Raw genomic sequence first — 24,726 nt, 5'->3', positions numbered from 1 at the left:
CCTCACCTTAGTCCGTTAATTCTATTTCTAGAAGCACTTCACCATCAATGGCTTGACAATCAATCGTATAAATATCCTGGTTAACGGAATCACTTTCGATCGGTACCACTTCACCATTAACAGTTGCTTTTAATGGTTGTCCTTCAGACAAGAATGCAAAGACTCCGCCTTCTTTTAACGTAAGCTTCAAACCACACTCTGTGTTCCAATTATTTATAATTCCATGATTACAAATAAACTTATTGATAAGCCCAATCGGAGTAATCGAATCTGTTACTGGAATCAGGAGGTATATAGAACTTCCATTCTCGGCTAATTCGATATTGATCCGTTCTTCTTTTTTCAGCTTCCAATGTCTCTTAGTTAAGACATCAAAAAGGATGAACTCTTCACCTGCTAAATTTGGCACATCAATTGGCCCGATAGAACCTTTAACGGTTTCATTTCCTTCAAAAATATTAAATGCAGCAACAACACCTGCACCTTTACTTGAGTTCCAAATTTTTAGCGGCACCCTCGTTTTGAATGGATCGATAAACAAGCAATCCTCTGTTGGCACTCCAGGCTGGTCACAGCGTATAATTCGGCCATCACTGTAGATTAACGGCCAAATCATTTCTGGATTCGTGCTATCAACAGCATCACTGAAATAAATGGGTCCCCCACTAATGACGCGCAAAATCATATTTTGCTGATCATCATGGTTTTTCGTCCAATACATATCCCAATCGCCCCAATAAAATGCACCGTGGTAAAAAGAATTATAGGCATTTTGCAGCGCATGTTCTTTAAAACCATTCATTTCTTGCGGGACAAAATCATCGCTATTTCGTGATACAGCGGAGTATGGACGATGCCAAATATTTTCTTCAGCCATTCCCATACAGTTGATAACCGTATTATTAAAATGTAAAGAACAGGACGCTTCAAGTGCTGTATGAGCACCGCTTGCTGCTTCACCGACTGACTGGTTATGAGCCATAAAGTTTGAAATGGCACTTTGACTATCGACCTTAACAAAATCGATTCCATCCTTTTTAAGCTTAGAATGCCAGGCATGCCAAAAACCAAAGCCTTCTTCCGCGTTAGGTGATGGGATTAAACTGCCGTTTTTCGCTTGGTATAAATGCTTATCTAAAGATTTGGCTAAAGAACTATCTGGTGCAATTCCTTCCCAATATCCTGCAAGCGTGTGCCACACACCTACCCAGTTCACTCCAAACTTCTGCTTAAGTGAGGATACAGTACTTGATAATCCATTAGGGAATTTCTCCTGGTCAGCATCGAAGGATTGCAGTTTTCTTCCATTAACCTCTGACCAGCCATCATCGATCATTACCCATTTAACAGGGAGATTTTTTTGCTGCAATTCTTCAGCTTTTGTGAGAATTCCTTCCTCATTTACCGCATGATAAAAGGCATCCCAGCTGCACCAGCCTAAATAATCCAAAATTTCCGGATATCTCTTTTCCTCTCTAGGCAAGACACTTTGACCACAGAAACTTAAAGCCCTCTTTACATTGTCATTCACTAACTGGAAAGGATGGTTTGATGCACCAAAAATAAAGGCAAAGGTACTAATCTGGTTATAGCCGCCATGAAATGGAGAAACAGAAATCTGCAAGCCCTTTTCAGTGCCTGACAAATCTGTACGTGCTTCTTTATCACAAACAGGAAGCAGATGAAAATAACGATTATCATTTTTTAAAAGCAAGGATTGTGTTCGTTCAGGGATTTCCTTGATGTTGTTCGTAAAAAATGGGCGCGTCCACCAATCTTTATGTTGATAGTTCGCCATTGCCTGATACTCTTCTATATGGTTAGCAATCGTAATGTTAATTGCTTGCTGTGATGCAAAATAAGCTTGTTTTTTGAACAGTTCATCATTTTTAATAGATGCAGTTACAAATGATGTCATAAACGAATCATAACAGCGGAATGTTAATGCTGCCGTTACCGTTTCCAAATCATCACAATAATGATAACTATATTCCTTATAGGTGCCGAGGAGGTCTTCCACTGTATTCTCTGACACGGTTTTGAGATTTAAAGATATAGTAGAGTGAGAATCAAGATTTACTGAGACTTGAATTCCTGATAAAATACGCTGATTATGGTAAAGACAATCTAGCTCGTCTTGTTTGTTATCGAATTGAAACATAGTATGACTCCTTTAGTCTTTTTTGGTCTGGACCTATCCTTCGAGTTCAAGTGCATATTTAGCAACAGAGAGAGACGCTAGGTCACCAACACTTTCTTTTAACCCTGAAGGAACAACCTCGCAAACCTCGAGCGAGAAAGGAAGGGCTTCTTTTCGTAGTTCTTCCATCACGATTGGTTTTAATAAAGCTTCTTGCCGCAAGTAAATGCTGCCGATAATAATTTTTTCGGGATTAAGCATATCAATTAAAAGAGCTAAGCCTCTCCCTAATTTCTGCCCAACTACTTGATAAATCTGATTGGCCAGCTCGTCCCCAGCATTTGCAGCTTCTGCAACACTTTTGGCTGTGATTTCAGCAATTTCTTCCCTTGAAGAACAAATCTCGGTCGTTTTTCCTTGATTGAACCATTCATTAACCATCCTTTGAGCTAAACGGGCAATACCGCCGCCGCTGCAAAAGCCTTCAAATGATCCTGCCTTCCCGTATCCGATTGGACCGTCCTGTTCCAAACGAACATGGCCGACTTCACCAGCCATATCATTTGTACCCGTATACAAGCGTCCATCCAATATGAAACCTGCACCCATTCCCGTTCCGAATGTTAGAAAGACCATGTTGTTCGTGTCTTTTCCTGCGCCCCACTTCCACTCAGCCAGCGCACATGCATTTGCATCGTTTTGGACAGAAACTGGGACTAGAAAACGTTCTCTTAGCGGTGTTAATACATCAATCCGGTCCCAGTTTGGTAAATTTGGAGGCGATAAGATGAGCCCTTTCTTACTATCAAGCGGACCGCCACAGCTTATTCCAATGGCTGTTAAAACAAAATCTTCCTGCTCAAATAACATTTTCTCTAATGCATCCATCATTTTCGTCAGTGCTTTTTCAGGGGTATCAGGAGTAGGAAAACTTTGTTTTGCTACAATCTGAATTCCTTGCAGATCTTCAATACCTACTACTACAGCACACTTTGTTCCACCGATATCTAAACCTGCTAAAACGGGTTTCATCCAAAGAACTCCTCCTCAAGCATGATGCAAAGGGTGTGGTAAATAGGCAGATGCCTTTCCTGAATATCCGGTGTGCCATCAAAAGGAACACAAATGGTAATATCACAAAGCTCTTTTAAAGCCCCGCCACTTTTACCAGTGAATCCGATCGTTGTTATTCCAAGCACTTTTGCCACTTTTACAGCATGGTTAATATTGTTCGAATTACCTGAAGTACTAAAGCCAATGAATACATCGCCGAGTTTTCCGTAACCGTAAACCTGTTGTGCAAACACCATGTCAGGAGCAACATCATTGGCAAAGGCTGTCATCAGTGCCGAATGGCTGACAAGCGAGATAGCAGGGAGCGCTCCCTGCAAATTTTCACCAAGATAGTCACTTCCATCTGCAGCTTCCCTTAACTTTGCTTTGATTGTTTGAGGTAATGGCCGCTTCGACATAAACCCCTTCATTAATTCACCAACAACATGCTCACAGTCAGCTGCACTGCCTCCATTTCCAGCAAGCAGCAGTTTTCCATTTGCTTCATAGGACTTTTTAATCGCATTAAAAGCTTCAATAATACTGTTCTGACATTCTAGTAATTCTGGATATTTTTCAATTAGTTTTTCTAATGTAGCATTCATCGTTACATCCCCTATTAAAATCGTTCATTAATTTTCCTTAAGATGGTCAATCGCCTTAGCAAAGAAATCAGGACTCCCAAAACTGCCTGACTTTAAGACAAGCATCATTGATGGCTTATTTAAACTCATACATGAGGGAAGACCGGGTTCAATTTCCTTCCAGACTCGAAGACCTTCAATCCCAAGCCTGCTGCAAACAGAAGCAGAGGTTTCACCACCTGCTATTAACAGGCGATTAGCATTAGTCCGTTTTACCGTTTCATCAATTACAAACGCTAATGATTCAGATACGCTCCTTGAAACTGCCGTATTCGAAAAACCTAAACTTGCGGCAATTTGTTTTGTTTCTTTCACAACATCCGGGTTATTTGATGAGTGCACCAGCACATCTTCACCCTTTGTTAAGCAAGTGACAAGTTTCGTGATAAGCTCCTCTTTATGGGCTTCCTTTTGCCCAGAAAACAACAGACGTGATTCCAATTCCAATACAGGAAATCCACGTTTCTTCATTTCTTCCACTTGCTTAAAGGTCTGTGGCATTAAACTGCCAGCGGCACATAGTATTCCTGTATCTAATTTTGGAATTTTAATAGATTGTTGTTCCTTTTGACCTTGATTCATTACGAGTGCTAATTCTTCTGCAATGCCTGATGCCCCGCAGATAATCTTTTCCTCTTTGATGGCTCTTGCAATGACTTGTAAAGATAACTGGTCTCTAACATCAATCAGCAAGTAATTGCACTCTGTACGCATGCGTTCAATTTCTTGTTTAAGTAATTCGCTGCCTTGATCAATGATATCGACTTCCACAAGGGCTACTTTTCTCTTTGTTTGTGCTTGTAAAATTTCAACCAAGTTAGAGTCGTGCATCGGATGTACAGGGTCATGACGAAACTCAGAATCTGCTAATTTTTTTCCATGGACATAATGCTCTCCATTTATCGTGGTTCTTCCGTTTTTCGGGAAGCCAAGTACAACGACAGCAAATTCACTTTCAAGCGCATCTAGCATCGCATCAAATTCAGCACCAATATTTCCACGAAAAACCGAACATGTTTTATTAAAAAATTGTTCACATCCTAGTAACTGAAGATTTTTTGTGCTCGAAAAAACCTTCTCGTAGGCTTCGTTATAGGAATCGAGACGAGACTTCGTATCTATGATTAATACTTCTGGTAGGAACGTTCCTATTTTTGTTTGTGAAAATGTGTAAGGATAGACATCTGTCTGCCAGGCTGCTTTCGCATACATAATTCCAATATCATTTGCTCCTGTAATATCATCCGCAACAATTCCGATCAATTTTCCCACTTCCTTCGCGGCTTATATCCTGAATCATGAAGAAAGCTGTGTATCTTATTATCCGAAAGCTCTTGAAGAACGATACCGGAGCTGCGGGAAATGATGAGCATGCGGCATGCCATTTCTAATGTTTGCAGTGCCATTTTCGCTTCCTTAATGCTTGTATCATAAACAAGGACTCCATGGTTTTCTAATAAAAGAATGTTGGCGTTTTTCGCCTTTTCTCGAACGAGTTCTCCTAATTCAATTGAACCAGGATGTGCATATGGGACACGTTCAATCCGTTCTAAATAATACATCCCTTCAACAAACCAAGGTGCATGTGCGTCGAGATGGGAAGAAGCGATCAGTGTACTATATAAAGGTGAGGCGTGGAGTACTGCACCGATTTCAGGCCTAGTTTCATAGATTGCTTGATGCATTGGGACTTCTTTCGAAGGCTTTGGACCGAAACTAGGACTCTCGTTAACTTCTAAAGAGCATTCGGCAAAATCTTCTACATCTAAATCGCCTAAATAAGTACCGCTTGCCGTAATAAGGAACGAATTGTCCTCCGTTTTAGCACTGATATTCCCTGAATTTCCCCAGGCAAGGTCATATTCCATCATGAATTTTCCTGTTTCCTGCAATTGCTTTTTTAGTTCTAGCAGTTTCTTATCGATGACCATTTTTACTCATCCCATTCAATTAGATTCGTTTCCCTAACTAGATTTTCGCTATCTTTAGGGATTCGGAAGGTTTTGATTTCTGAAGGTTTAAAGGATGCCTTAAAGGAACGATTAAATTTCGGCAAAGTGATTTCAACTTCTGCTGCGACTTTATTCGTTTCATAAGCGCGAATAATCAAATCTTCATTGTCTTCTGCTTTCTTGATGGCGCTTACGAGCACATGATTCGCACCACTTATGTTCACATATGAATCTGTTTGTGGTAATGAACCTTTGTGGAATGTTTCAATAATAGCAATTGGTTTACAATTTAATTCCGCTGCTCTTTTCACTGTTTCTGCATCTTCCCAGCTTCCTTCATGTGGAAGTAACGAGTATTCAAAGCGCTGAATTCCTTGGTCGATAAACGTATATTCCCCGTCCTCCTCTGGAACAAGTGGATCATGATGGGCATAAATTGGACTGCGCAATACCGTTAAAGAAAGCTCCTTATTGTGGATACTGTAACTATATTTTGCGTCATTCATCAAACTCAAACCATATACGCCTTCGTGGTTTGGACGAACACCTGTTACATCCACCCAGCTTTGCCCCGGTTCCTCTTCGCCATTATGTTCCCGCTCGATTGTTCCATATGGAATTTCATATGTTTGTTTCCTGAAGATTGAATTGATAGGGAAAACAAGCTTCAGCATCTTGAACTTTTCTCGCCAATCAACAGTAACATTCACATCAATTTGGTCTTTCTCTTGATACATGGTGAAGTCCTGAATTACTATAGAGCGCCCGTATTCACTCTTCACCCGAATCACAGATTTAACTGGACCATGCTCTGCCAGGTAAATCTTCGTCGCTTTAAACTCGCCTACTATATCATTGTAATGGAGGGTATCATGGCTCCAAGTATCTGTTTTATCATTCAGGACTATCGGTATCGCTGCAGGACCCGAAAAAACTTCATGCTCTACTTGTTTATCATATAAACTCTGAATCCAACCGGTTTCATGATCAAACTCGATTCTAAAATGGTCGTTTTCCATGGAGTATTGGCTTACATTAATTGGTTCACCCACTGGTGTAACGCTGCTTAGTTCAGTATAAAGCTTGTACACTCGATATCCCATGGCCGGTAAATCAGCTAAAAAGTTTAAGCGCCATCGCCCCCCTGCTGTTGCTTGTGACTGTACTGTTTGAAATGGAACAGCATTGCCTTGATCATCCACTAAAACAGAGGTTGATTTAAAGCCGCCAATTTCAATTTCTACATTCACTTTGCTCTCCCATGCATGTGGGTTAAAGACAACAATTGGTTTCATTCTTTCATCCTGTTCGATATCGATTTTCCATGAAATCGATTGAACCGCATTATTTAAGGCACGGTCAGCAATCGAGATCGCTTCTCCGTATAAATTCCTCGCATCTTCATATGCAGGCTCAATACTCGTACCCGCTAAAATATCATGAAATTGATTAAATAAGATATTTTTCCAAGCCCGTTTGAATTCAACTGGATACGGTTGTCCTGTTAACCAAGAAGCAAGGGCTGAATATTTTTCAGCTGTCATCACGATATTTTCTGCTTTACGATTGTATTGTTTCACACCAGAATGGGCAGCATAGCATCCGCTTGCATGGTGCTGAAGATCATCATGAACAACAGGTAAATCATTTGTATTTTTCATTTTTTCAAAATATTCTTCAGGTGTTGAGATTGTTAGATTAGGAAGACTGGCATCCTCATTTAACCGATAGATACTCTCAATGTTTTCTTTCGTTGGTCCGCCGCCATGGTTTCCTACTCCATAGAAAATCATCAGGTCATTGACGCTGCCTTTAAACTCGCCTTTACTTCGATGGACAATTCGATCAAGCTCTTTGCCCCATGAATTATATTCCTGCATAATTCGGAACGCCATTACACGTGTGCCATCATCAGATTCCCACCAAAAGAGCCTGCTAGGAAGACCTTTTTCATTTGGTGCAGGCCGCATAAAAACGTAAGAGTCCATTCCACTTTTCTTTAGAATTTGTGGAAGCATGCCGTGATGACCAAAACTATCAACATTGTAGCCAACACGAGCTGTTACACCAAATTTCTCTTGAAAATAATGCTGGCCATATAGACCCTGTCTTACAAACGACTCACCATTAGGGATATTGCAATCTGGCTGAATCCACCAGCCGCCAACAATTCGCCAGCGCCCTTCTTTTACCCGCTCTTTGATTTCAGCAAACATTTCCGGATCATTTTCTTCTACCCATTCAAACATCGCTGCTGAACTACAGGTGAAAATGAAATCCTCATATTCTTTCATTCGGTCCAAGGCTGAACGAAATGTGGCTTTTGTTTCTTGGAATCCCTCTTGCCATTGCCAAAGCCAAACTGGATCTAAGTGAGCATTTCCAATCATATGAAATGTTTTATCTTTCATTTCCTAAAACCCCAATCTGTTGATTCTTTTTGTTATTGGTTGAAATGACATGCTTTATTATCACTTAATAAAAATTGAGTGATTTTTTCTGATACCGTTTCTTCGACAGCATTTTGACCTGCCTGCAATTCATCTAATGGTAATAGCCTACATTCAACATTGGTCATTCTTTCTTCTAGTCCGATTGCCTTTAACAAAGAAAGCTCTAGGTCAGTGGCAATATTTACTTTACTTACACCGCCGTTTGAAAGCTGAAATGATTTATGGATCATTTCACTCGGTACACCGGATCCGCCATGAAGCACTAAATGGACAGGTGTTAACGCACGAATACCACTTAAACGGTCATAATCAACCTTTGGTTCACGAACCATGTACACACCATGTGCTGTTCCGCATGATACCGCTAAGGCATCGACACCTGTTTGTTTAACAAATTCAGCTGCTTCAATTGGATCAGTATATAATTCTTCATCTTTATCTGTTTCAATAAAATCGGTTGTACCAATCATGCCAAGTTCTGCTTCCACAGATACTCCTTTTGCATGAGCATATTCCACAACCTCTTTTGTAATTTTTACATTCTCGTCAAATGGTTTTTCTGAAGCATCAATCATGACAGATGTGAATCCAGCTTCGATTGCATCCTTAATCACTTCTAATTCTTTCGTGTGGTCTAAATGTAAAACAACGGGGACTGTAATCGCTAAAGTTTCTACTTGTTTATAAAACTCATCCGCAAATTCAAATGGTGTAATTCCATAACGTTCTAATTCTTTTTGTGAGATTTGAACAATAAGTGGTGAAGCTGTTTTTTGTCCTGCTTGTAAAACTGGTTTAATCATTGCTGTATAACGTGGTGAAAACGAACCTGTTGCATATTGAAATTTTTCTGCCATTTTTAACGCTTCGGTTAATGGGAGTACATTAGCTGGTTTTACTTGATTCATCATTATCATTCCTTTTATTTAATAGTTTGTAAGGTGTTTTTCACTGCTTCCATACCTAGCTCGGGACTCGTTACAAAATGGCGCTGCTCATCTGCCGGAAAAGTAGAAACAACCCTTGCCATTGATGCTTGAGCTAGTACGACGATATCTACTGTTTTTGCTAATTCACGTAAAGCCTTCGAAAGGTCCGAATCATGACCATCTTTATCGCCTGCCATTAATTTCTGATAGGCGGATGCAACTAGAATAGGTTGAAACTCAACTGCTTTCTGCTTCTGTGCTGCTTTTTGTTTTAACAATTCTAAGGTCGGTTTTAGCGTCGTTTCCAAAGTTGCCGCAACCCCAATTTTTGATGCAGCATTTACTGCATATTCTGCCATCGCGTCATCAATGCGGACGATTGGTATTGCTATTTTTGATTGAGTTAAGGAAACAAGTTCTCCTATTGAAGAACAGGCATTCAATATACAATCAGCCCCCTGCCCATGTGCAACCCTGGCATAACTTTCCCAGCGTTCAGCAATTTCATTGATATTCCCGCCATTTTTACTTAGCTGCGGGAGGATGGAGTCATCTACTAAATTGACAATCTCGCATTCTCCAATCATTTTCTGGGCTAAATCCTTTAACGGCTCAATGGTGACTGGAGTCGTATGGATAATCGCAAGCTTCTTTTTCATCTCTTCATCCCTCCAATTTGATAGTAAGATAGCTACTGCCGATATTAGTAAACTCAACTAACCATCATGGCTGACCAGGATGGCTAATTGAATTTTCAATTAAGATAGCTTCAAATCGCTATTAAAAGTTAATGCTTCCTGGGCAGCATAGAGCACTAGACCAACACACCAGGAATGAGATAGTGTTAACATCATTCCCTTCGGCTGAAAGCAATTCGTATTATAAAAACGCTCAGTGACCATTCCTTTATAGGCGTTAAAATCACCATCTTTTCTCGCAATAAATTGCAAGAAACAAGCGATATGATCTCGTGTTCGGTCCAAGTAATAGGAATCATCACTATATTTCCATAAACGCAGCATTTCTGGCACACAAAACAGTCCATAATTATGTAAATGCTGATTAGACGGCGATGCTTGGTCAGCACCACGAGAGCGGAAGTCGTACTGATTCAGCAATGTATGCTCTGGAAATGCTAGATTGTAAGTCCAACGGAAAGTCATTAACCAATCTGCTGCAGATTTTGCAAGCACTAACCATTTTTCATTTTTATCACTTTCATAGAGTAATACATATGCGACCACGGCATTATAAGCATCTTCAGATGTTGGTGTTAAATGGACATCTTCTGGCGCTCCATAGATGTATTCGTCTACCACAAATCTCTCATAATAATGGCCTGCCTTTTCTGCTGCAGCACGATATATTTCTTTTTGAAAAAATGTACTTCCTTCTAATAAAGAGGCAATCCATAAAATACCTCCTGCACCGTCCCACTCTTCGACCTCTCCCGTTTCACAGTGGTAATAAGAACCGAAATTTCCATCAGGACGCTGGCGTTCTACAGCAAAATTCAAATTAGAGGTTACAGCCTTTTCCCAATCAGGGTGGCTATATCCTAACTGTTTCTCAAAGGAAAGGGCACGAACCATAAACAAGGCTGCCTCAGAAACCGTTCTTGCCTGCAGCCAAGTGTTTTTCGGATTCCAGCCAGTTCCCCAGCCTTTTCCGAGCACCCATGACGCCCAAAACGTACCACTCGGGGCGAGTGCCGATGCAATATTATTTATAACATCGATTGCGGCATCCACATATTGCCCTATCCCATTTTTTCTTCCATATGTTAGTAATGCGTAGGCGTACGGTGCCCCGCTGACCCAGCCGACATGCATATGGGGGCGGTCTCCCATTCCTTTTACATTGTTATTAAACTCACGGTCAAAGGCAGCAGTTTCTGCTAGAATCCTATGTTCAGGCATATAATGCCAGCGATATAAGCCATGTGCGGTTAATTCTGCTGCTTCTTCAAGTCCAATCCACGGATTTAATGCATACTCTTGCTGATGCTGCTTATAGATTTCACGCACGAAAGGATCATAGGAATGTAAATCAGCTGAGCCTGTATAGATTTTCACTCGCAAAGTGACACTTTCACCTGGTTTAAAGGTATATAAAGAAATATCCTTTGGCTCAGGAATTGGCTGCCCAACAAATGTGACCGGTTCCTCTTTATAAGGAAAATTCACCCAAATGGAAGTTTCAGATTCATTTCCTTTAAACCCTAAACCTGTCAACCCAAGTGCAGACATTTCCTCTACACAAAAAGCACCGCACATCTCATCATTCCAAGCAAAAATGGCTGGAAGTGCCGCACGGTCTGCTCGAAAGGACCAGTGATCAGATACCATTTCTTCATGATTGCCATCACGGTAATCATATCTTGGGTATTGCCTGGAATTATGCTCAAAACGATTCTCTTTGTAAAAGGCACCGGGAATCATCCAAGTCGGCTTTCCGTTTCCTGCTAATTCGGCTTTAAACTGTAATCCAAAATCACCTGAAACCTCCTGCTTGTAGCGAACGTTTAAGTCAACCTGTATATAATGACTGCCATCTTGGTCAGGTTTCCACTCAGATTGAACAGAGAATAACTCCCCTTCGCCCGACACGTGGAAGCTGTCATCCACCTGATTAACTTCTGTTATTTGGATATCCTCTACTGTCTGTTCACCGTTATATATTTCAAGCAGTGATAACAGTTTTAGAAAAGCATTATTGCTCTTTCGTTCTGATGAATACACTTCAATTTCATTATGATGAAGGTTAATAATAGTACTCAAGGAAATCACACCTTTAGTTTGTAAAATTCTAGCAGGTTATCTCTAAAAATTCGCTGTGCAAATTCAACCGCTTCACTTTCTGTTAACATTTGGTCTTGTACTTTTTCGACTAAAACGTCTCCTACAATCTTACGGGCGAGCTTCTGATGAGCATAGGTTCCTTCAATAAAATTGTAATCTCCTCCAAAACCAAAGATCTTTGTTTGCGGAACCATTTCAATCATTTGATGCAATATTTGTTTCGCAATTGTAGGAGAAAGGATATAAACCCATGTAAAGTCTGCATATACATTCGGATAGTTTTTCACAATGTTCAAATATTCTTGGTGGTATGGAATACCGCAATGTAACAAAACAAATTTTGCATCAGGATAAGCAAGTAATAGTGGAATTAAATCGGTAACATTTGAGTTTGTAATAATATTGCCATTCCCCGAAACACTGGTTTCATGATGTCCTGTATGAATCTGAATCGGTAAATCATGTTTTATTGATCCTTGGATAATATGATGAATCAAGTAATCTTGTAAAACAATCGCTTCCTGCTGCGACATTGGCTCGTCTAAAAACGAAGAAAGCAAGCGATTAAAACATTTTTCCGCTTCATATAATGTTGGTTTCGACGATTTAAGCGTTCTCCAGTAGGCATGTCCGAGCTTTGTCGCAACCATCCCTTCAGAGACAAATTTATTTAATAAGGCATCAACAGCATGAAGATAATCCTGGAATGTATGAACATTCACTCCTGAATGCCTTTCAATTACCTGTATATCCTTAATTGTTCTCAATTTATATGCGTAGTCCAAGAACATGACTGGACGAAAAAGAGAAAAATCAACATTCGTCGTATAAGCTAGTGTAATAGCCAAATCAATACCCGACTTTTCCTTTAACACTTTCGGATACCAATGATCATCATTTGTAGCACCTCTTACCTTTTCATTTAAGGATAATATGCTATTAACAGACCATTCTTCCATTCCATATAAGTCCTGTACAGCTGTATTTAAAGTACGTGCATAAGTTGTATTTTTTGTTTTTTGATAGTAGGTTAAAAATTGTTCAGCTTTCTCTTCAACACTTAATGGTGAATTATTGCTTAAGATACCGCGTTTCATTCCAGCCGTTATTAAGTCTGACTCTAAATAATGAAGAAGACCAAAAAAATCCACTTTATTTTTTTTTCGAATTTCCACCGGATCAATGTGTTCATGGCCATCGATAATGCGAATTTTGTTAATTTCTTCATGGATACTACTCATTATACTGCTCCTCTCAAAGATGAAAGGATGACTTAAAAGAATACATTAAGCCATCCTTAACTCTTACAACTTGCTAATTAATCAACCTTAAGTTCAGGGAATGAGTTCTGTACTTCTTTTTTGAAGTTTTTAATCACTTCATTAATATCAGCATTATCTTTGATTCCCTGTCCTGCTACTTTTCTCCACTTACTTAACACTTCTTCACCATACTTGTCTGATTTAGTTCCAGGAATTTCCTTCACCATTTCGTAATATGGCTTTAAAATATTTTGCTCACCAAACATTGGAGTTTTGAATGTTTCTAAGTTCTTTTCATAAACAGTTAATAATCCTGGCATATTTCCTGTTGCTTCTAGGTTGTGCTGCTGCCATTCTTCACCTGCAATGAATTCAATAAACTTATATGCTAACTCTTTATTTTCTGACTTTTCATAGATTGAACGGTATGTCCCACCCATGTAGAATCCTTTTGGAGTTTTCGCCACGCCGTATTTATCTTTTGCGCTATCATCTTTGTTATCAACCATGAAGCCTGCCCAAGCTGGCATTGCATTTAATACAACACTTCCATCATTGATGGCATTTCCCCAGCCTGCTGAGAAAAATTCAAGCTTTGCATCAACGTCATTATTAAAGATTTCTTTTTGAATTTCATAATTCTCTTTCCAGCTATCAGCGATCGTTAATTTTCCATCCTTCACCCAAGGCTTGGCGTGATAGGCTTCAACATTGTATACATCACCAAAATGAGAAATTAAATGAACCTGTCCATTACTGTCTTTATTCACTTTCTTACCTAATTCAATAACTTTATCCCATGAATCTACCATGGCACTGATTTCATCTGGGTTGTCAGTTCCTAAATATTTTTTAGCATTTTCTTTGATATACCAGAATCCACCTGGTGAAGAGTGGTCAGAAATCGCTCGTACATCACCCTTACTATCTCTGCCTAATGCTTCTACATACGGAACGTAATCTTTAACAAGATCTTCAGCACCCATATCAGATAGGTTCGCTGCATACTTAGAATTAATAAACTTGTCAATATAGGCTCTTTCTAAGTCAAAAATATCGGGTACACCTTTACCTGACTGAAGCACATTTAGAAGCTTTGTTTGATATTGATCGCCAGGGAAGATTTTCACTTCAACCTCTGCATCTGGATACTTTTTCTCAAATTCTTTGGCCATATCTTCAACTTGTCCAAAGAATGTCCAGATTGTTAATTTACCTTCTACTTTATTGCTATCACCTTTTTTATCATCAGATGCATTTGTATTTTCATTGTTAGAACATCCTGCAAATAATGCTAGAACAAGAACAGAAGCTAATAGGATTGAAAGCCACTTTTTCATATAGATGTACAGCCCCTTTTTTGGTATAATTAACGTCTATTGTTTTTCTTATCGTTCTCTTTTAGTGCCTAAGACCGTCAATTCTTTCACACTTAATCGAGTTTGATAAGTTCTATATTCTTCAGTGATGGATGGTTCATCCTTTCACTGAAGTTTTTAATTTATGTATTTTTCACATCACCCCCATTAGTTTAAGAAGGATTACCCTTTTAATGCTCCTGCTGTAACTCCGCTGATAATTTTCTTAGAAACAATCGAGAAGAAGATTAAGATTGGAATAACTGATATAACAATTCCTACATACATGGCTCCAAAGTCTGTTGAGAATTGTGATTTTACCATTGCAATCATGACAGGCAGCGGCTGCAGTTCATTATCGAACAGAACAATCATTGGTGTTAAGAAATCGTTCCACTTTCCAATAAATGAAAAGATTCCCAATGTTGCGAGCGATGGCATTAGCAATGGCAATACTAAACGGTGGAAAATTTTTAACTCCCCGCAGCCATCGATTCTACCTGATTCTAGAATTTCTGTTGGGATACTAGAATCACACATTTGCTTCATAAAGAAGATACCAAATGCATTTGAAATCGATGGAAGAATGAGCGGCCAATAGGTGTTTAACATTTGGAAGCTATCCATCAACTTGAAAAAACCAATAATACCTAACTGCCCCGGAATCATCATCGTCCCTAACACAGCAAGGAAAAGAATATTCTTATATTTGAAGTTATATTTTGAAAAACCATAACCTGCTAAAGCGGAGAAATATAAGTTCAATACAGTTGAAGTAACAGTAATAAACACGGTATTTACAAAGCCTCTCCAAATTGGCACGGTATCAATTAAACGTTTATAGTTCTCGATAAACTCACCGCCAGGAACGAGCAGCAGCTTCCTTGCAATATCTGAATTTGCGTGAGAAGAAGTGACCATCATACTGTAAAAAGGCAGCAGACAGGTGAAGGCAACTGCAATCAGCAAGAAGTATACTGCAAATTTACCTAAGAATATTTTTGCATTAAACTCTTTTTTTGATTTCCTTTTGCTAAAGGAAATATTTTTTTCTACAATACTATCATTAGCTTTCATAAGGATCCCCTTTCATTCCAAGCTGAAAGTCTCCTACTTTTCTAAAGTAAAAAGATATTTTACTGTTCAACTTTGTTCATTTTCGAAAACTTCATTGTAATTATTGAGAAGAACAAGATAATGATAAAGATTGCATATGCAATCGCTGCTCCATAACTATAATCAAAGCGCTGGAAAGCCGTTTGGAATAAGTACATCACCATCGTCAGTGTCGAATTATCCGGTCCATTTCCGAGCATCAACGGCGCATCAAACAATTGAAGACCACCGATAACGGAAGTAATAAATGTAAATAATAGAACTGGTTTTAATAAAGGCAATGTTATTTTAGTCGCAATATCCCATTTCGAAGCTCCATCAACTCTAGCTGCCTCATACAACTCTTCAGAGATCGATTGAAGACCAGCGATAAAGACTAGCATATTGAATCCAAAGTATTGCCACATAATCACTCCTGCTACAATAAACCTTGAAAGCCAAGGGCTGTTAAACCAGTTTACTGGATCATCAATAAGCCCAATTCCCATCAAAAATTTATTAACACTCCCTGTTTGCCAATCAAACATTAAGCTGAACAAAACCCCTAGTGTGACAGGTGTAACGATATTAGGGAAATAGAACACAGCGCGAAAGAAATGCTTCCCTTTAATAAACTTTTCGTTCAGGATCATGGCTAACGCTAATGCAAGTAACAATTGGGGAACGATTGATAAAATCCAGATGATTAATGTGTTTCCTATCGCTTTAAAAAAGAATATATCTTGGAGTAATCGTGAATAATTATCTAATCCTACAAACACGGGGTCTGAAAACCCATCCCACTTCGTAAAGCTTAAATAAAGCGAGAAGATAATAGGCACTAAACCAAAAATAAGAAATGTAATGAAGTATGGCAGCACAAAATAGAATCCATATTTTGATTTATTAATAGAAGAACTTCTCATGTTTTCACAGCCTTTTAAACTTTTTTGTCCACCTTTTCCTATTTTTCTTTGGATTTTTCAATGTCATTTGAGTAAAGTCTATTAATCTAGGAACTCGACTTATTTTAAGTTAGAAATCGGCTCAGATATTTTCCTGCATGAGTCACGGATAATTAATTCAGGTTTTAAAAGATGGCGTTTTGCTGGGTACTCTTCTCCAGTTTCCATCCTGCTAAATAATTCCGTTGCTGCTTTCATGCCCATTTGCATAAATGGCTGTTTTACTGTCGTTAATGATGGATATACCCAGCTCGCCAAAGTGATGTCGTCAAAACCCGTTATCGAAAAATTAGTGGGAACATGATATCCTCGCTCTTGAAACGCTCTTAATGCCCCAATTGCTGTTTCATCATTGGAAGCAACAACCGCAGTGAAATCTCCGTCAGCTAGTAACTGATTCATCGCATGATAACCACCCTCATTCGACCAGTCAGTAGTAACAATCCAGCTTGGATTGACTTCTAATCCTAGTTGTCCGATTGTTTCAAGATAACCTGCTAAGCGGCAATTTGTGGCCGCAGCATCCTCTGGCCCTGAAATATAGGCGATTTTTTGGTGTCCAATACGATGAAGGTAGCGAACAAGTTCAGCAATACCGTAATAATTATCTACATCTACCGAAATGACATTCGGAACACCAGCAGAATCTCCAAAAACGACAACTGGGAAACCAGCTTCTGCTATTTCAACTAATTCTTGTTTGTCTCTTTTTCTGAAGCTAATCATAATGATTCCATCAACATGTCCTTCAAAAAATAAATTTTGAAAATAAGACTCCTTATATTTATTTGAGGTCATACTGTAGAACACACAATTAAAACCTTTTTCCTTCGCTACCTCTTCAATTCCTCTGAATATGGATGGATAAAAAGTGTTCGTAATACTGTCAACCACAATACCAATGGTTTGTGTTTTACTTCTAACTAACCTTCTAGCATTTTCATTACGGTGATAGTTCAATTCCTTTATCGCCTTTTTTAAAGCCTCTTCTGTTTCCTTTTTTACTGGTAAACCATTCAAATAACGAGAGACAGTGCTTTTTGATGTATTGGCAAGTTTAGCCACATCTTTGATTGTAGGATTCATTATTGCCCTCCTCTCCTTTAGTTTAATATTTTTCTTTTCATAAATAGGAACGTTCCCAAAATAGATAAAACCAAATCATTCCTTTAATTAAACGCTGTTGCTCAACTACGTTCCTCAATCCTAGTAGAATAATGCTCACTTTTTAGGAAAATTCACTTTACGAAAGAATAGAGTTCCTACTACCAAAAGAATAGAAACCGTTTTCAATTAACAAAAAAATTTTTTTACAACCCTTAATGCTATCGTTAATTTGGTAACCCAGCAGGATATTGTACGCATCCTACTGGGAAAACCAGGAAAACTAGGAACGTTCCTAGTTTGGTGTAAGAATTATTTGTATATTTAAATTTTATGGTATCTTTATACTTCTGTCAAACAATTATTCGACTTTCTATTAAAATATATCCGATAAGGTTCGATTATTGCCGAAATTACTTCCATTCATCCTCATGATTAAAAATGTTTACCTTTTGATTTTTTACCGCATTCTCCGCAAACAAATACATCGCGGCTGACCACGATTGTCCTGCAAATCCCATCGGACGCCCTGATTGACCATGGAACCATTCATTAAATTCCCACTCAGCTTTCTTACCTGCTTTATTCATGCTTGCCAGTTTTCCTAGTTGAAACTCAGCTTCTTCAAATCTTTTCGCTTGAATAAGTGCAGCGACATAGATACCGCCAATGAAAGGCCATGAGCCACCATTATGATAATGGTGTGGCAAATTAAGATTGCGAACCCGATAATAGTCGCGCCAATCCTTTTCACCCTCGCGAATAGCAGGATATAAGGCTTGTACCGGAAAAGGTTCATTGATTCCACACCCCTGGATATAATCGAGGATTTTATTAGCCTTTTCTTCATCCGCAATCCCAAAAACGATTGCTAACAAATTACCTAGCGTATCAAACCGGTCTGCATAATCACGAAATCCCATATATGGAAGATAAAATGGTCTTTCCACAAGTTCTGTTTCCACCCGCTTAATGGGATAAAGCCATTCTTTACGCTCCTTTTTAACCCAGTCCATTTTTTCCTGATTTTCTGGCGTAATCCACAATAGAATATTAATCTTCTCTTTAACATCTCTTGCATTTTCATAATAATAACTGGAAGGAAGGCTTAATGCTTCTGCCATATGGCCCATACACTTCCAGGCTGCAGCATATAATACATTATCGAAAAGGACATTGTATCGGTTTGCAAATAAATCCGCCCAGTCCATCGCTTCATGGACCTCTAATAAGCCGCACTCATTTGAATCTTGGTAGCGTAACCAAAGCAATGCTTTTTCTAAATTGCCCCACCATTTTTCTAAAAATTCCTTGTCCCTCGTTTCCATAAAATATGAGTAATGGCCTATGATATACCAAAGGTTTCCATCCACACAGCCTGCATGAATCGAATCCTCAACAGCTTGTCCTTTTACACTCTCATCATCGAGCTTCCCGCCATGGGCGATTAACGCAGGATCAGCTACATTCGGAAAACCAACATTATGGGGGATCTTTCCTAGTTCACTTTGAAATCGTCCCAAGGTTTCCAATGAACAGCGATGAATGCTCGGGCCGATATCATCCTGACAGACAAGAAGGCCCAGTCCACAAATCATACTATCCCTTGCCCAAACCTGTTGATAGGCGGTACTTGAGCCAAGCAGTCCAAGCTCTCCACCATTTTTCAGTAATATTTTTTCAGCTTTTTCTCTGCCTAATTCTACTATATTTTCTACCATATCAGTCTCTCCCCACTGGACTTTAGTTACATATTTCATTTCCTTGCTTTTAAACCTATTAATCTAACAGAGAGTAGTTCTTCACACAGTCACCAAAGATTTCTCAAGATCTTCGATTAAGTTCGTTTCCTTGATTGGCTCCTCGGGTTTTTTCGGGATAGATAACGTTTTAATTTCAGATGGTCCAAATTTCAGCTTAATCTTCCTGCCCCAATTCTTCAAATCCACGTTGACTACAGTTTCTTGGTTATGGGCTTCATAAAGACGAATAATTAAATCATCATGATTTTCAGCCTTTTTTAAAGCAGAAAGAATAATATTGTGCTGGTCAATCTCAATAAATGAATCTTCTTGTGCTAAAGAACCTTTATGATAGGTTTCCACAATGAGCTGCGGCTTTTGATTCAGTTCTAATGCATGCTTAACACTTCCGGCTTCTTGCCAGCTATTTTCATGTGGCAGCAATTGGTAGGTAAAGGTTTGAATCCCTTGATCAATAATCGGATAATCCTCGTCCGGATCTGGTACGAATGGAGCATGATGGGCATAAATTGGGCTTCTTAGAACCGTTAAATTGATACTATTTCCACTTACATCGACACCATATTTGCCGTCATTAAGAAGACTTAAACCATATATATCTTTCCTTTGTTTGCTAATCGTGCCTGTTACATCAATCCAATTTTGCATTGGCTTTTCATCTCCGTTTGCCTCCCTTGATGCATGCCCAAAAGGAATCTCAGAAGTTGCATGCCGTTGATTAAAACTTACTGGAAACTTGAGTTTTAACGTTTGGTAACTTTCTTGCCAATTTACTTTCACTTTCACTTCAATCTTATTCAACTCTTTGTACATGATAAAGTCCTGGACAATAGTGGATGATTGAAACTTAGACGTTACCCGGATAACTCCTTTTACCGGACCTTCTTCCAGCTTTTTAATCCGGATTGGCTTGAAGACACCGGCGATTTCATCAAAGCGAAGTTTCCCATGTCCCCATGAATCGGAAGAATCATTCATGACATAAGGGATAGCAGCATCACTTTTGAACACTTCGATTTCCATCTCTTTATCAAATAAACTGCTGATTCCACCAGATTCTTTATCAATCACAAGCTTGAAGCGGTCGTTTTCCATTTCGTGATCGGTTACTTTTACAGATTCAAACTCTTTTGTCGGCTTAACCGCACGAAGTTTATACGTGCTATATCCTAATGGCGGAAGCTCAGCCAAAAAGGCAGCTCTTTTTCGATTCGGTATTTTCGCAACAGAATCAATGATTTGGTACGGCATTTCATTTCCATGAACATCTTCAATAATGAATTCTTCAGGCAATAAATAATTCACAAACAGCCCATACTCAATTTCAACATTTACCTTTACCGGCCATGAATGAGGATTAAAGATGACCATTGGTTTCATGTCTTTTTCTTCTTCGATATCTATATTCCAACTTAACGATTGTAGGGCGTAATTCATATTTCTTGATGCAATACTGATCGACTCGCCAAATAAATCTCTAGCATCATCATATGCTTCTGAAATGCTTGTCCCCGCTAAAATATCGTGGAATTGGTTAAATAAGATTCCCTTCCAAGCCTGATTCATGTCTTCTGGATACGGTTGACCTGTCGTCCAGTTGGCAACCGAGGAAAACTTCTCAGCCATTAAGGTAAGATTTTCAGAATAGCGATTTAGCTTTTTTACTTCGGAATGAACAGAATAACAACCAATCGCATGATGGAGCAGATCATCATGGACAACCGGGAGAGTTTCCTTAAAACCCTCTACATGGTCAAAAAATTCATTTGGTGAACTAAGAATAAGATTAGTATCTTCCATCGTTTGGTTTAGTTTTTCAATAATCTCGATATTTTCCTTTGTCGGCCCGCCTCCATGATTACCAACACCATAAAAGCACATAAGATGGTTGAAAGAATGCTTAAGTTCATTTTTACAATGCATGATGTGATTTTCTAGATGGTCAAAGGTGCAATATTCAAAGGGAATACGGAACGCTTTTACACGTGAACCATCTTTTGATTCCCATAAAAACAACCGGCCCGGCAGCCCTTTTTCCTCTGGCCCCGGTCTCATAAATACATAAGAATCCATTCCGGATTTCTTTAATATTTGCGGTAGCATTCCATTATGACCAAAGCTGTCAACATTGTAGCCAACAGTCGCAGTAACCCCAAACTTTTCTTTAAAATAGTTCTGGCCGATCAGCCCTTGACGGACAAATGATTCACCACTTGGAATATTGCAATCCGGCTGAATCCACCAGCCGCCACAAATAATCCATCTGCCCTCTTGAATTCTTTGCTTGATTTCTTGAAACATTTTTGAATCGTTTTTTTCAATCCATTCATAATATGCAGCAGAACTTGATGTAAAAATAAATATCTCATATTCAGTTAGACGGTCGAGTGCTGAACGAAATGTCGCCTTCACTTCTTGAAAACCTTCCTGCCAGCGCCAAAGCCATACGGGATCGAGATGTGCATTTCCAATCATAAACATTCTTTTCATAGTTGAATGCCTCCAATTCCAATTTCCATCTTCTCAATGGTTAAAAACAAATAATGTCTCATCTTTAATTTGAAACCGCCTTCACAAAAAAAATAAAAAAGACTTACCTTATTTTTTGGATTCATTATAACATCCTACTTTAACTTTGTATATCCAATAAACTAAGTTTACGATATAGAGTATATCCCCCCATTAAGAAAAATAAAATACTAATTACACTTCGTTTAATTGGTAAGCATTTTCGTGTCCAATGGATTAAGAGGTCCAAAAATGGATTTTCTGATTTACTCACCAACTGCCAGTATATGGAGCATTCCTTGACATTTCCCTCCTAAAACGATATATTTACCTAGGTAACTAATATGAATTTATTAACTTTGGAGTGAATTTATTTGACCAACCACGCATTATTTCATACTCTACATCAACTTTCCCGACAACTAACCAATAAACTAAATGAAGCTCTAAAACCTTTTGGATTATATAGTGCTCAGTGGTCTGTCCTTTTTGTTTTACATACAAAAGGCTCACTAACCCAAAAAGAACTCTCTGAGTATTTATTTGTTGAAGCTCCTCCCATGACCCGGACGATTCAACGTCTTGTTAAACAAGGGTATGTAAGACAAATACCAGGCAAGGACAAACGTGAAAAATTTATCCAATTGACAGAGGAAGCAGTAAAGGAATTTCCCGTCTGGGAACAGGCTGTTGCGGAGTGCAATCAGGCATTATTAAAGAATCTTCCGGAATCCTCACAACAAGAATTATTAACATTACAAAGCGTTTGGTTAAAACAGCTTTTGTAAAAGGAGCGTAAAAAAAATGAACAAACCTAAATTATGGACGAAGGATTTCATTAATATTTCCTTAAGTAACTTTTTCCTATTTTTAACTTTCTATATTCTGCTCGTAACTTTGCCTATTTTTTCCTTACAGGAATTTGACAGTAATGCTTCACAGGCGGGGTTAATGACAACTGTATTCTTGCTTTCAGCCATCATATCAAGACCACTTGCAGGTCAATGGCTTGAACGTGGCAGCAATAAGAAAGTGTTATTAACGGCTCTAATCATTTTCGCAGCCGCTTCGCTTTTATATTTCTTCCCAAAAACGGTAACAGGCTTTCTGATCATTCGTTTATTACACGGAGTAGGCTTTGGAATGGCCACGACCGCAGTAGGTGCGATTGTTGCAGACCTTATCCCCAGCTCACGCAGAGGGGAAGGAATGGGATACTTTGTAATGTCGACAAACATGGCGATGGTCTTAGGACCGTTTGTAGGTTTAACAGCCATCCAACAGTGGGGAGCTAAAACAATGTTTATCCTGACTGTCATTGTCGCCATTGGAGCGCTAATCACTGGTCTTACCGTCAAATTATCAAAAAACGAGGAATCTAATCGAAAGGTTATTGCTCCGGCTTTCTCATTGAAAAGCTTTATTGAACCTTCAGCAGTATCGATTGCCATTGTCGGCGGTTTTCTAGCCATTGTATATGCTGCCCTGCTTTCCTTCGTATCTGTTTATGCAAATGAAATTCATGTTCCCGAAGTTTCAAGCCTATTCTTTGTGGTCTATGCGATTATTTTATTAATGTCTAGACCTTTTACAGGAAGATGGCTGGATCAATATGGTCCTAATGTGATTGTTTTCCCATCCATCGTCTTGTTTGCCTTTGGTATGTTTGTCTTAAGTCAAAGCAGCGGAGCGATTATGTTTCTCGTTTCTGCCGGAATGATTGGTTTAGGATGGGGTACTCTTTTTCCAACCTTCCAAACAATTGCCATTCAAAACGCTGCACCTAGAAAACGCGGTTTAGCTACCGCTACCTTCCTATCAATCTATGATATTGGTATTGCACTCGGCTCATTCTTGGTGGGGTTAATTGCAGCAAAAATGGATTTTAGCTCTTTGTACTTCTTATGTTCTTTCTACATTCTTATTGGAGCACTTCTTTACTACTTCATGCAAGTTCGAAAACCAGAAATGAACCGCAGCCAGCAGTACTTAAAAGGAAAAGAGCAGTAATGGACTAGAACCATCGTTAGTTTTGATGGTTCTTTTTTACGTACTGAGCAGTGATTTTTACTTTTCCAATTCCTTAGGTTACACTTTTTTTGTATGTAATTTTTTGAATGGAGGTTTTTACATGTTAGATGTTGTTGTGATTGGTGCTGGACCTGCAGGTGCGAGTGCTGCTTTATTTACAGCGAAAGCAGGAAAGAAAACATTGGTGATCGATAATGATAAAAGTGCTACAAAGCGAGCATGGATGGAAAATCATTATGGTATAGCAGAAATCTCCGGACCGGACCTCATTGAAATTGGTAAGCAGCAGGTAACTAAATTTGGCGGCGAAATTGTCCAAGCTACTGTTTCCAACATTACTAAAGTTGACGGTGGTTTTAAGGTCGAAACAGACAACGGAGAACATGAAGCTAAGCATGTGATAGTTGCCACTGGATTCCTTGTTGACCTTGCTGAAAAGGCAGGTATCGCAACTAAGCCTGGTAAGGAGCCAAGAGTCAAAGCGATTTTTGATGTAACTCCAGAAGGAAAAACGAGTGTAGAGGGTATTTGGGCAGCAGGAACGGCGGCTGGTGTCAGTGTACATACCATTATTACTGCTGGTGACGGAGCGAAAGTGGCGATCAATGTGATCAGCGAATTGAACGGCGAGCGTTATGTTGACCATGATGTATTAAAAGCCTAATTAT

19 protein-coding genes are annotated in these 24,726 nt (G+C 39.0%); 3 read left to right on the top strand and 16 right to left on the bottom strand.

Annotated elements, in window-relative coordinates; genetic code table 11:
* Positions 1-7: 7 nt before the first annotated feature.
* The 16 genes from ACY3XC_RS14255 to ACY3XC_RS14180 all read right to left on the bottom strand — a co-directional run bounded on the left by ACY3XC_RS14255 (position 8) and on the right by ACY3XC_RS14180 (position 22,009).
* Entirely contained in the window at positions 8-2,161 is a 2,154-nt protein-coding gene (locus ACY3XC_RS14255) for a Sip1-related alpha-galactosidase (protein WP_464869142.1), read from the bottom strand.
* Positions 2,162-2,194: 33 nt separating this feature from the next.
* A complete protein-coding gene (locus ACY3XC_RS14250; protein WP_464869141.1) occupies positions 2,195-3,172 on the bottom strand; it encodes an ROK family protein in 978 nt (325 codons plus the stop codon).
* A complete protein-coding gene (locus ACY3XC_RS14245; protein ID WP_464869140.1) occupies positions 3,169-3,798 on the bottom strand; it encodes a D-sedoheptulose-7-phosphate isomerase in 630 nt (209 codons plus the stop codon). The genes ACY3XC_RS14250 and ACY3XC_RS14245 overlap by 4 nt, the downstream gene beginning before the upstream one ends.
* 27 nt (positions 3,799-3,825) lie before the next feature.
* Positions 3,826-5,100, bottom strand: coding sequence for a four-carbon acid sugar kinase family protein (locus tag ACY3XC_RS14240; RefSeq protein WP_464869139.1), 1,275 nt, complete (start codon positions 5,098-5,100; stop codon positions 3,826-3,828).
* Positions 5,097-5,768 (bottom strand): class II aldolase/adducin family protein, encoded by a 672-nt coding sequence (locus ACY3XC_RS14235; protein WP_464869138.1) that lies wholly within the window; start codon positions 5,766-5,768, stop codon positions 5,097-5,099. The genes ACY3XC_RS14240 and ACY3XC_RS14235 overlap by 4 nt, the downstream gene beginning before the upstream one ends.
* A 2-nt stretch (positions 5,769-5,770) precedes the next feature.
* On the bottom strand, positions 5,771-8,200 hold the full coding sequence (locus tag ACY3XC_RS14230) for an alpha-mannosidase (protein WP_464869137.1): 2,430 nt from the start codon (positions 8,198-8,200) through the stop codon (positions 5,771-5,773).
* Positions 8,201-8,232: 32 nt separating this feature from the next.
* Entirely contained in the window at positions 8,233-9,153 is a 921-nt protein-coding gene (locus ACY3XC_RS14225; RefSeq protein WP_464869136.1) for a class II fructose-bisphosphate aldolase, read from the bottom strand.
* Positions 9,154-9,164: 11 nt separating this feature from the next.
* On the bottom strand, positions 9,165-9,830 hold the full coding sequence (locus tag ACY3XC_RS14220; RefSeq protein ID WP_179156357.1) for an aspartate/glutamate racemase family protein: 666 nt from the start codon (positions 9,828-9,830) through the stop codon (positions 9,165-9,167).
* 99 nt (positions 9,831-9,929) lie between these two features.
* The gene (locus tag ACY3XC_RS14215; protein WP_464869135.1) at positions 9,930-11,951 is read right to left on the bottom strand and encodes a hypothetical protein; all 2,022 of its coding nucleotides are present in this window, start codon (positions 11,949-11,951) and stop codon (positions 9,930-9,932) included.
* 5 nt (positions 11,952-11,956) lie between these two features.
* Positions 11,957-13,213 carry an amidohydrolase family protein gene (locus ACY3XC_RS14210; RefSeq protein WP_464869134.1) on the bottom strand — a complete coding sequence of 419 codons (1,257 nt, stop codon included), beginning with the start codon at positions 13,211-13,213 and terminating at the stop codon, positions 11,957-11,959.
* Positions 13,214-13,290: 77 nt separating this feature from the next.
* Positions 13,291-14,574 (bottom strand): ABC transporter substrate-binding protein, encoded by a 1,284-nt coding sequence (locus ACY3XC_RS14205; RefSeq protein WP_464869133.1) that lies wholly within the window; start codon positions 14,572-14,574, stop codon positions 13,291-13,293.
* Between the two features lie 201 nt (positions 14,575-14,775).
* Positions 14,776-15,669, bottom strand: a complete 894-nt coding sequence (locus ACY3XC_RS14200) for a carbohydrate ABC transporter permease (RefSeq protein WP_464869132.1) — start codon at positions 15,667-15,669, stop codon at positions 14,776-14,778.
* Between the two features lie 59 nt (positions 15,670-15,728).
* Positions 15,729-16,613: a carbohydrate ABC transporter permease gene (locus tag ACY3XC_RS14195; protein WP_464869131.1), complete on the bottom strand. Its 885-nt coding sequence runs from the start codon at positions 16,611-16,613 to the stop codon at positions 15,729-15,731.
* 99 nt (positions 16,614-16,712) lie between these two features.
* Positions 16,713-17,738: a LacI family DNA-binding transcriptional regulator gene (locus tag ACY3XC_RS14190; RefSeq protein ID WP_464869130.1), complete on the bottom strand. Its 1,026-nt coding sequence runs from the start codon at positions 17,736-17,738 to the stop codon at positions 16,713-16,715.
* Between the two features lie 431 nt (positions 17,739-18,169).
* The gene (locus tag ACY3XC_RS14185) at positions 18,170-19,477 is read right to left on the bottom strand and encodes an amylo-alpha-1,6-glucosidase (protein ID WP_464869129.1); all 1,308 of its coding nucleotides are present in this window, start codon (positions 19,475-19,477) and stop codon (positions 18,170-18,172) included.
* An 81-nt stretch (positions 19,478-19,558) separates the two neighbouring features.
* Entirely contained in the window at positions 19,559-22,009 is a 2,451-nt protein-coding gene (locus tag ACY3XC_RS14180) for an alpha-mannosidase (protein ID WP_464869128.1), read from the bottom strand.
* Between the two features lie 392 nt (positions 22,010-22,401).
* Here ACY3XC_RS14180 and ACY3XC_RS14175 point away from each other — a divergent pair, with 392 nt between their 5' ends.
* The 3 genes from ACY3XC_RS14175 to ACY3XC_RS14165 all read left to right on the top strand — a co-directional run bounded on the left by ACY3XC_RS14175 (position 22,402) and on the right by ACY3XC_RS14165 (position 24,722).
* Entirely contained in the window at positions 22,402-22,815 is a 414-nt protein-coding gene (locus ACY3XC_RS14175) for a MarR family winged helix-turn-helix transcriptional regulator (protein WP_464869127.1), read from the top strand.
* A gap of 16 nt (positions 22,816-22,831) precedes the next feature.
* Positions 22,832-24,037, top strand: coding sequence for an MFS transporter (locus ACY3XC_RS14170; RefSeq protein WP_464869126.1), 1,206 nt, complete (start codon positions 22,832-22,834; stop codon positions 24,035-24,037).
* A 121-nt stretch (positions 24,038-24,158) separates the two neighbouring features.
* A complete protein-coding gene (locus ACY3XC_RS14165) occupies positions 24,159-24,722 on the top strand; it encodes an FAD-dependent oxidoreductase (protein ID WP_464869125.1) in 564 nt (187 codons plus the stop codon).
* Positions 24,723-24,726 lie beyond the last annotated feature (4 nt).

This window comes from Bacillus sp. CZDM1, from assembly GCF_055502545.1.
The sequence above is the reverse complement of the archived record's forward strand: the minus strand, read 5'-3'. Positions and strand labels throughout refer to the sequence as shown.

Excerpts from the sequence above, each read along its gene's own strand:
- ACY3XC_RS14225 (WP_464869136.1), bottom strand. The coding sequence starts at position 9,153 with ATGATGAATCAAGTAAAACCAGCTAATGTACTCCCATTAACCGAAGCG.
- ACY3XC_RS14205 (WP_464869133.1), bottom strand. The coding sequence starts at position 14,574 with ATGAAAAAGTGGCTTTCAATCCTATTAGCTTCTGTTCTTGTTCTAGCA.
- ACY3XC_RS14255 (WP_464869142.1), bottom strand. The coding sequence starts at position 2,161 with ATGTTTCAATTCGATAACAAACAAGACGAGCTAGATTGTCTTTACCAT.
- ACY3XC_RS14185 (WP_464869129.1), bottom strand. The coding sequence starts at position 19,477 with ATGGTAGAAAATATAGTAGAATTAGGCAGAGAAAAAGCTGAAAAAATA.
- ACY3XC_RS14165 (WP_464869125.1), top strand. The coding sequence starts at position 24,159 with ATGTTAGATGTTGTTGTGATTGGTGCTGGACCTGCAGGTGCGAGTGCT.
- ACY3XC_RS14220 (WP_179156357.1), bottom strand. The coding sequence starts at position 9,830 with ATGAAAAAGAAGCTTGCGATTATCCATACGACTCCAGTCACCATTGAG.
- ACY3XC_RS14195 (WP_464869131.1), bottom strand. The coding sequence starts at position 16,613 with ATGAGAAGTTCTTCTATTAATAAATCAAAATATGGATTCTATTTTGTG.
- ACY3XC_RS14250 (WP_464869141.1), bottom strand. The coding sequence starts at position 3,172 with ATGAAACCCGTTTTAGCAGGTTTAGATATCGGTGGAACAAAGTGTGCT.
- ACY3XC_RS14180 (WP_464869128.1), bottom strand. The coding sequence starts at position 22,009 with ATGAAAAGAATGTTTATGATTGGAAATGCACATCTCGATCCCGTATGG.
- ACY3XC_RS14200 (WP_464869132.1), bottom strand. The coding sequence starts at position 15,669 with ATGAAAGCTAATGATAGTATTGTAGAAAAAAATATTTCCTTTAGCAAA.
- ACY3XC_RS14170 (WP_464869126.1), top strand. The coding sequence starts at position 22,832 with ATGAACAAACCTAAATTATGGACGAAGGATTTCATTAATATTTCCTTA.
- ACY3XC_RS14235 (WP_464869138.1), bottom strand. The coding sequence starts at position 5,768 with ATGGTCATCGATAAGAAACTGCTAGAACTAAAAAAGCAATTGCAGGAA.
- ACY3XC_RS14230 (WP_464869137.1), bottom strand. The coding sequence starts at position 8,200 with ATGAAAGATAAAACATTTCATATGATTGGAAATGCTCACTTAGATCCA.
- ACY3XC_RS14190 (WP_464869130.1), bottom strand. The coding sequence starts at position 17,738 with ATGAATCCTACAATCAAAGATGTGGCTAAACTTGCCAATACATCAAAA.
- ACY3XC_RS14245 (WP_464869140.1), bottom strand. The coding sequence starts at position 3,798 with ATGAATGCTACATTAGAAAAACTAATTGAAAAATATCCAGAATTACTA.
- ACY3XC_RS14210 (WP_464869134.1), bottom strand. The coding sequence starts at position 13,213 with ATGAGTAGTATCCATGAAGAAATTAACAAAATTCGCATTATCGATGGC.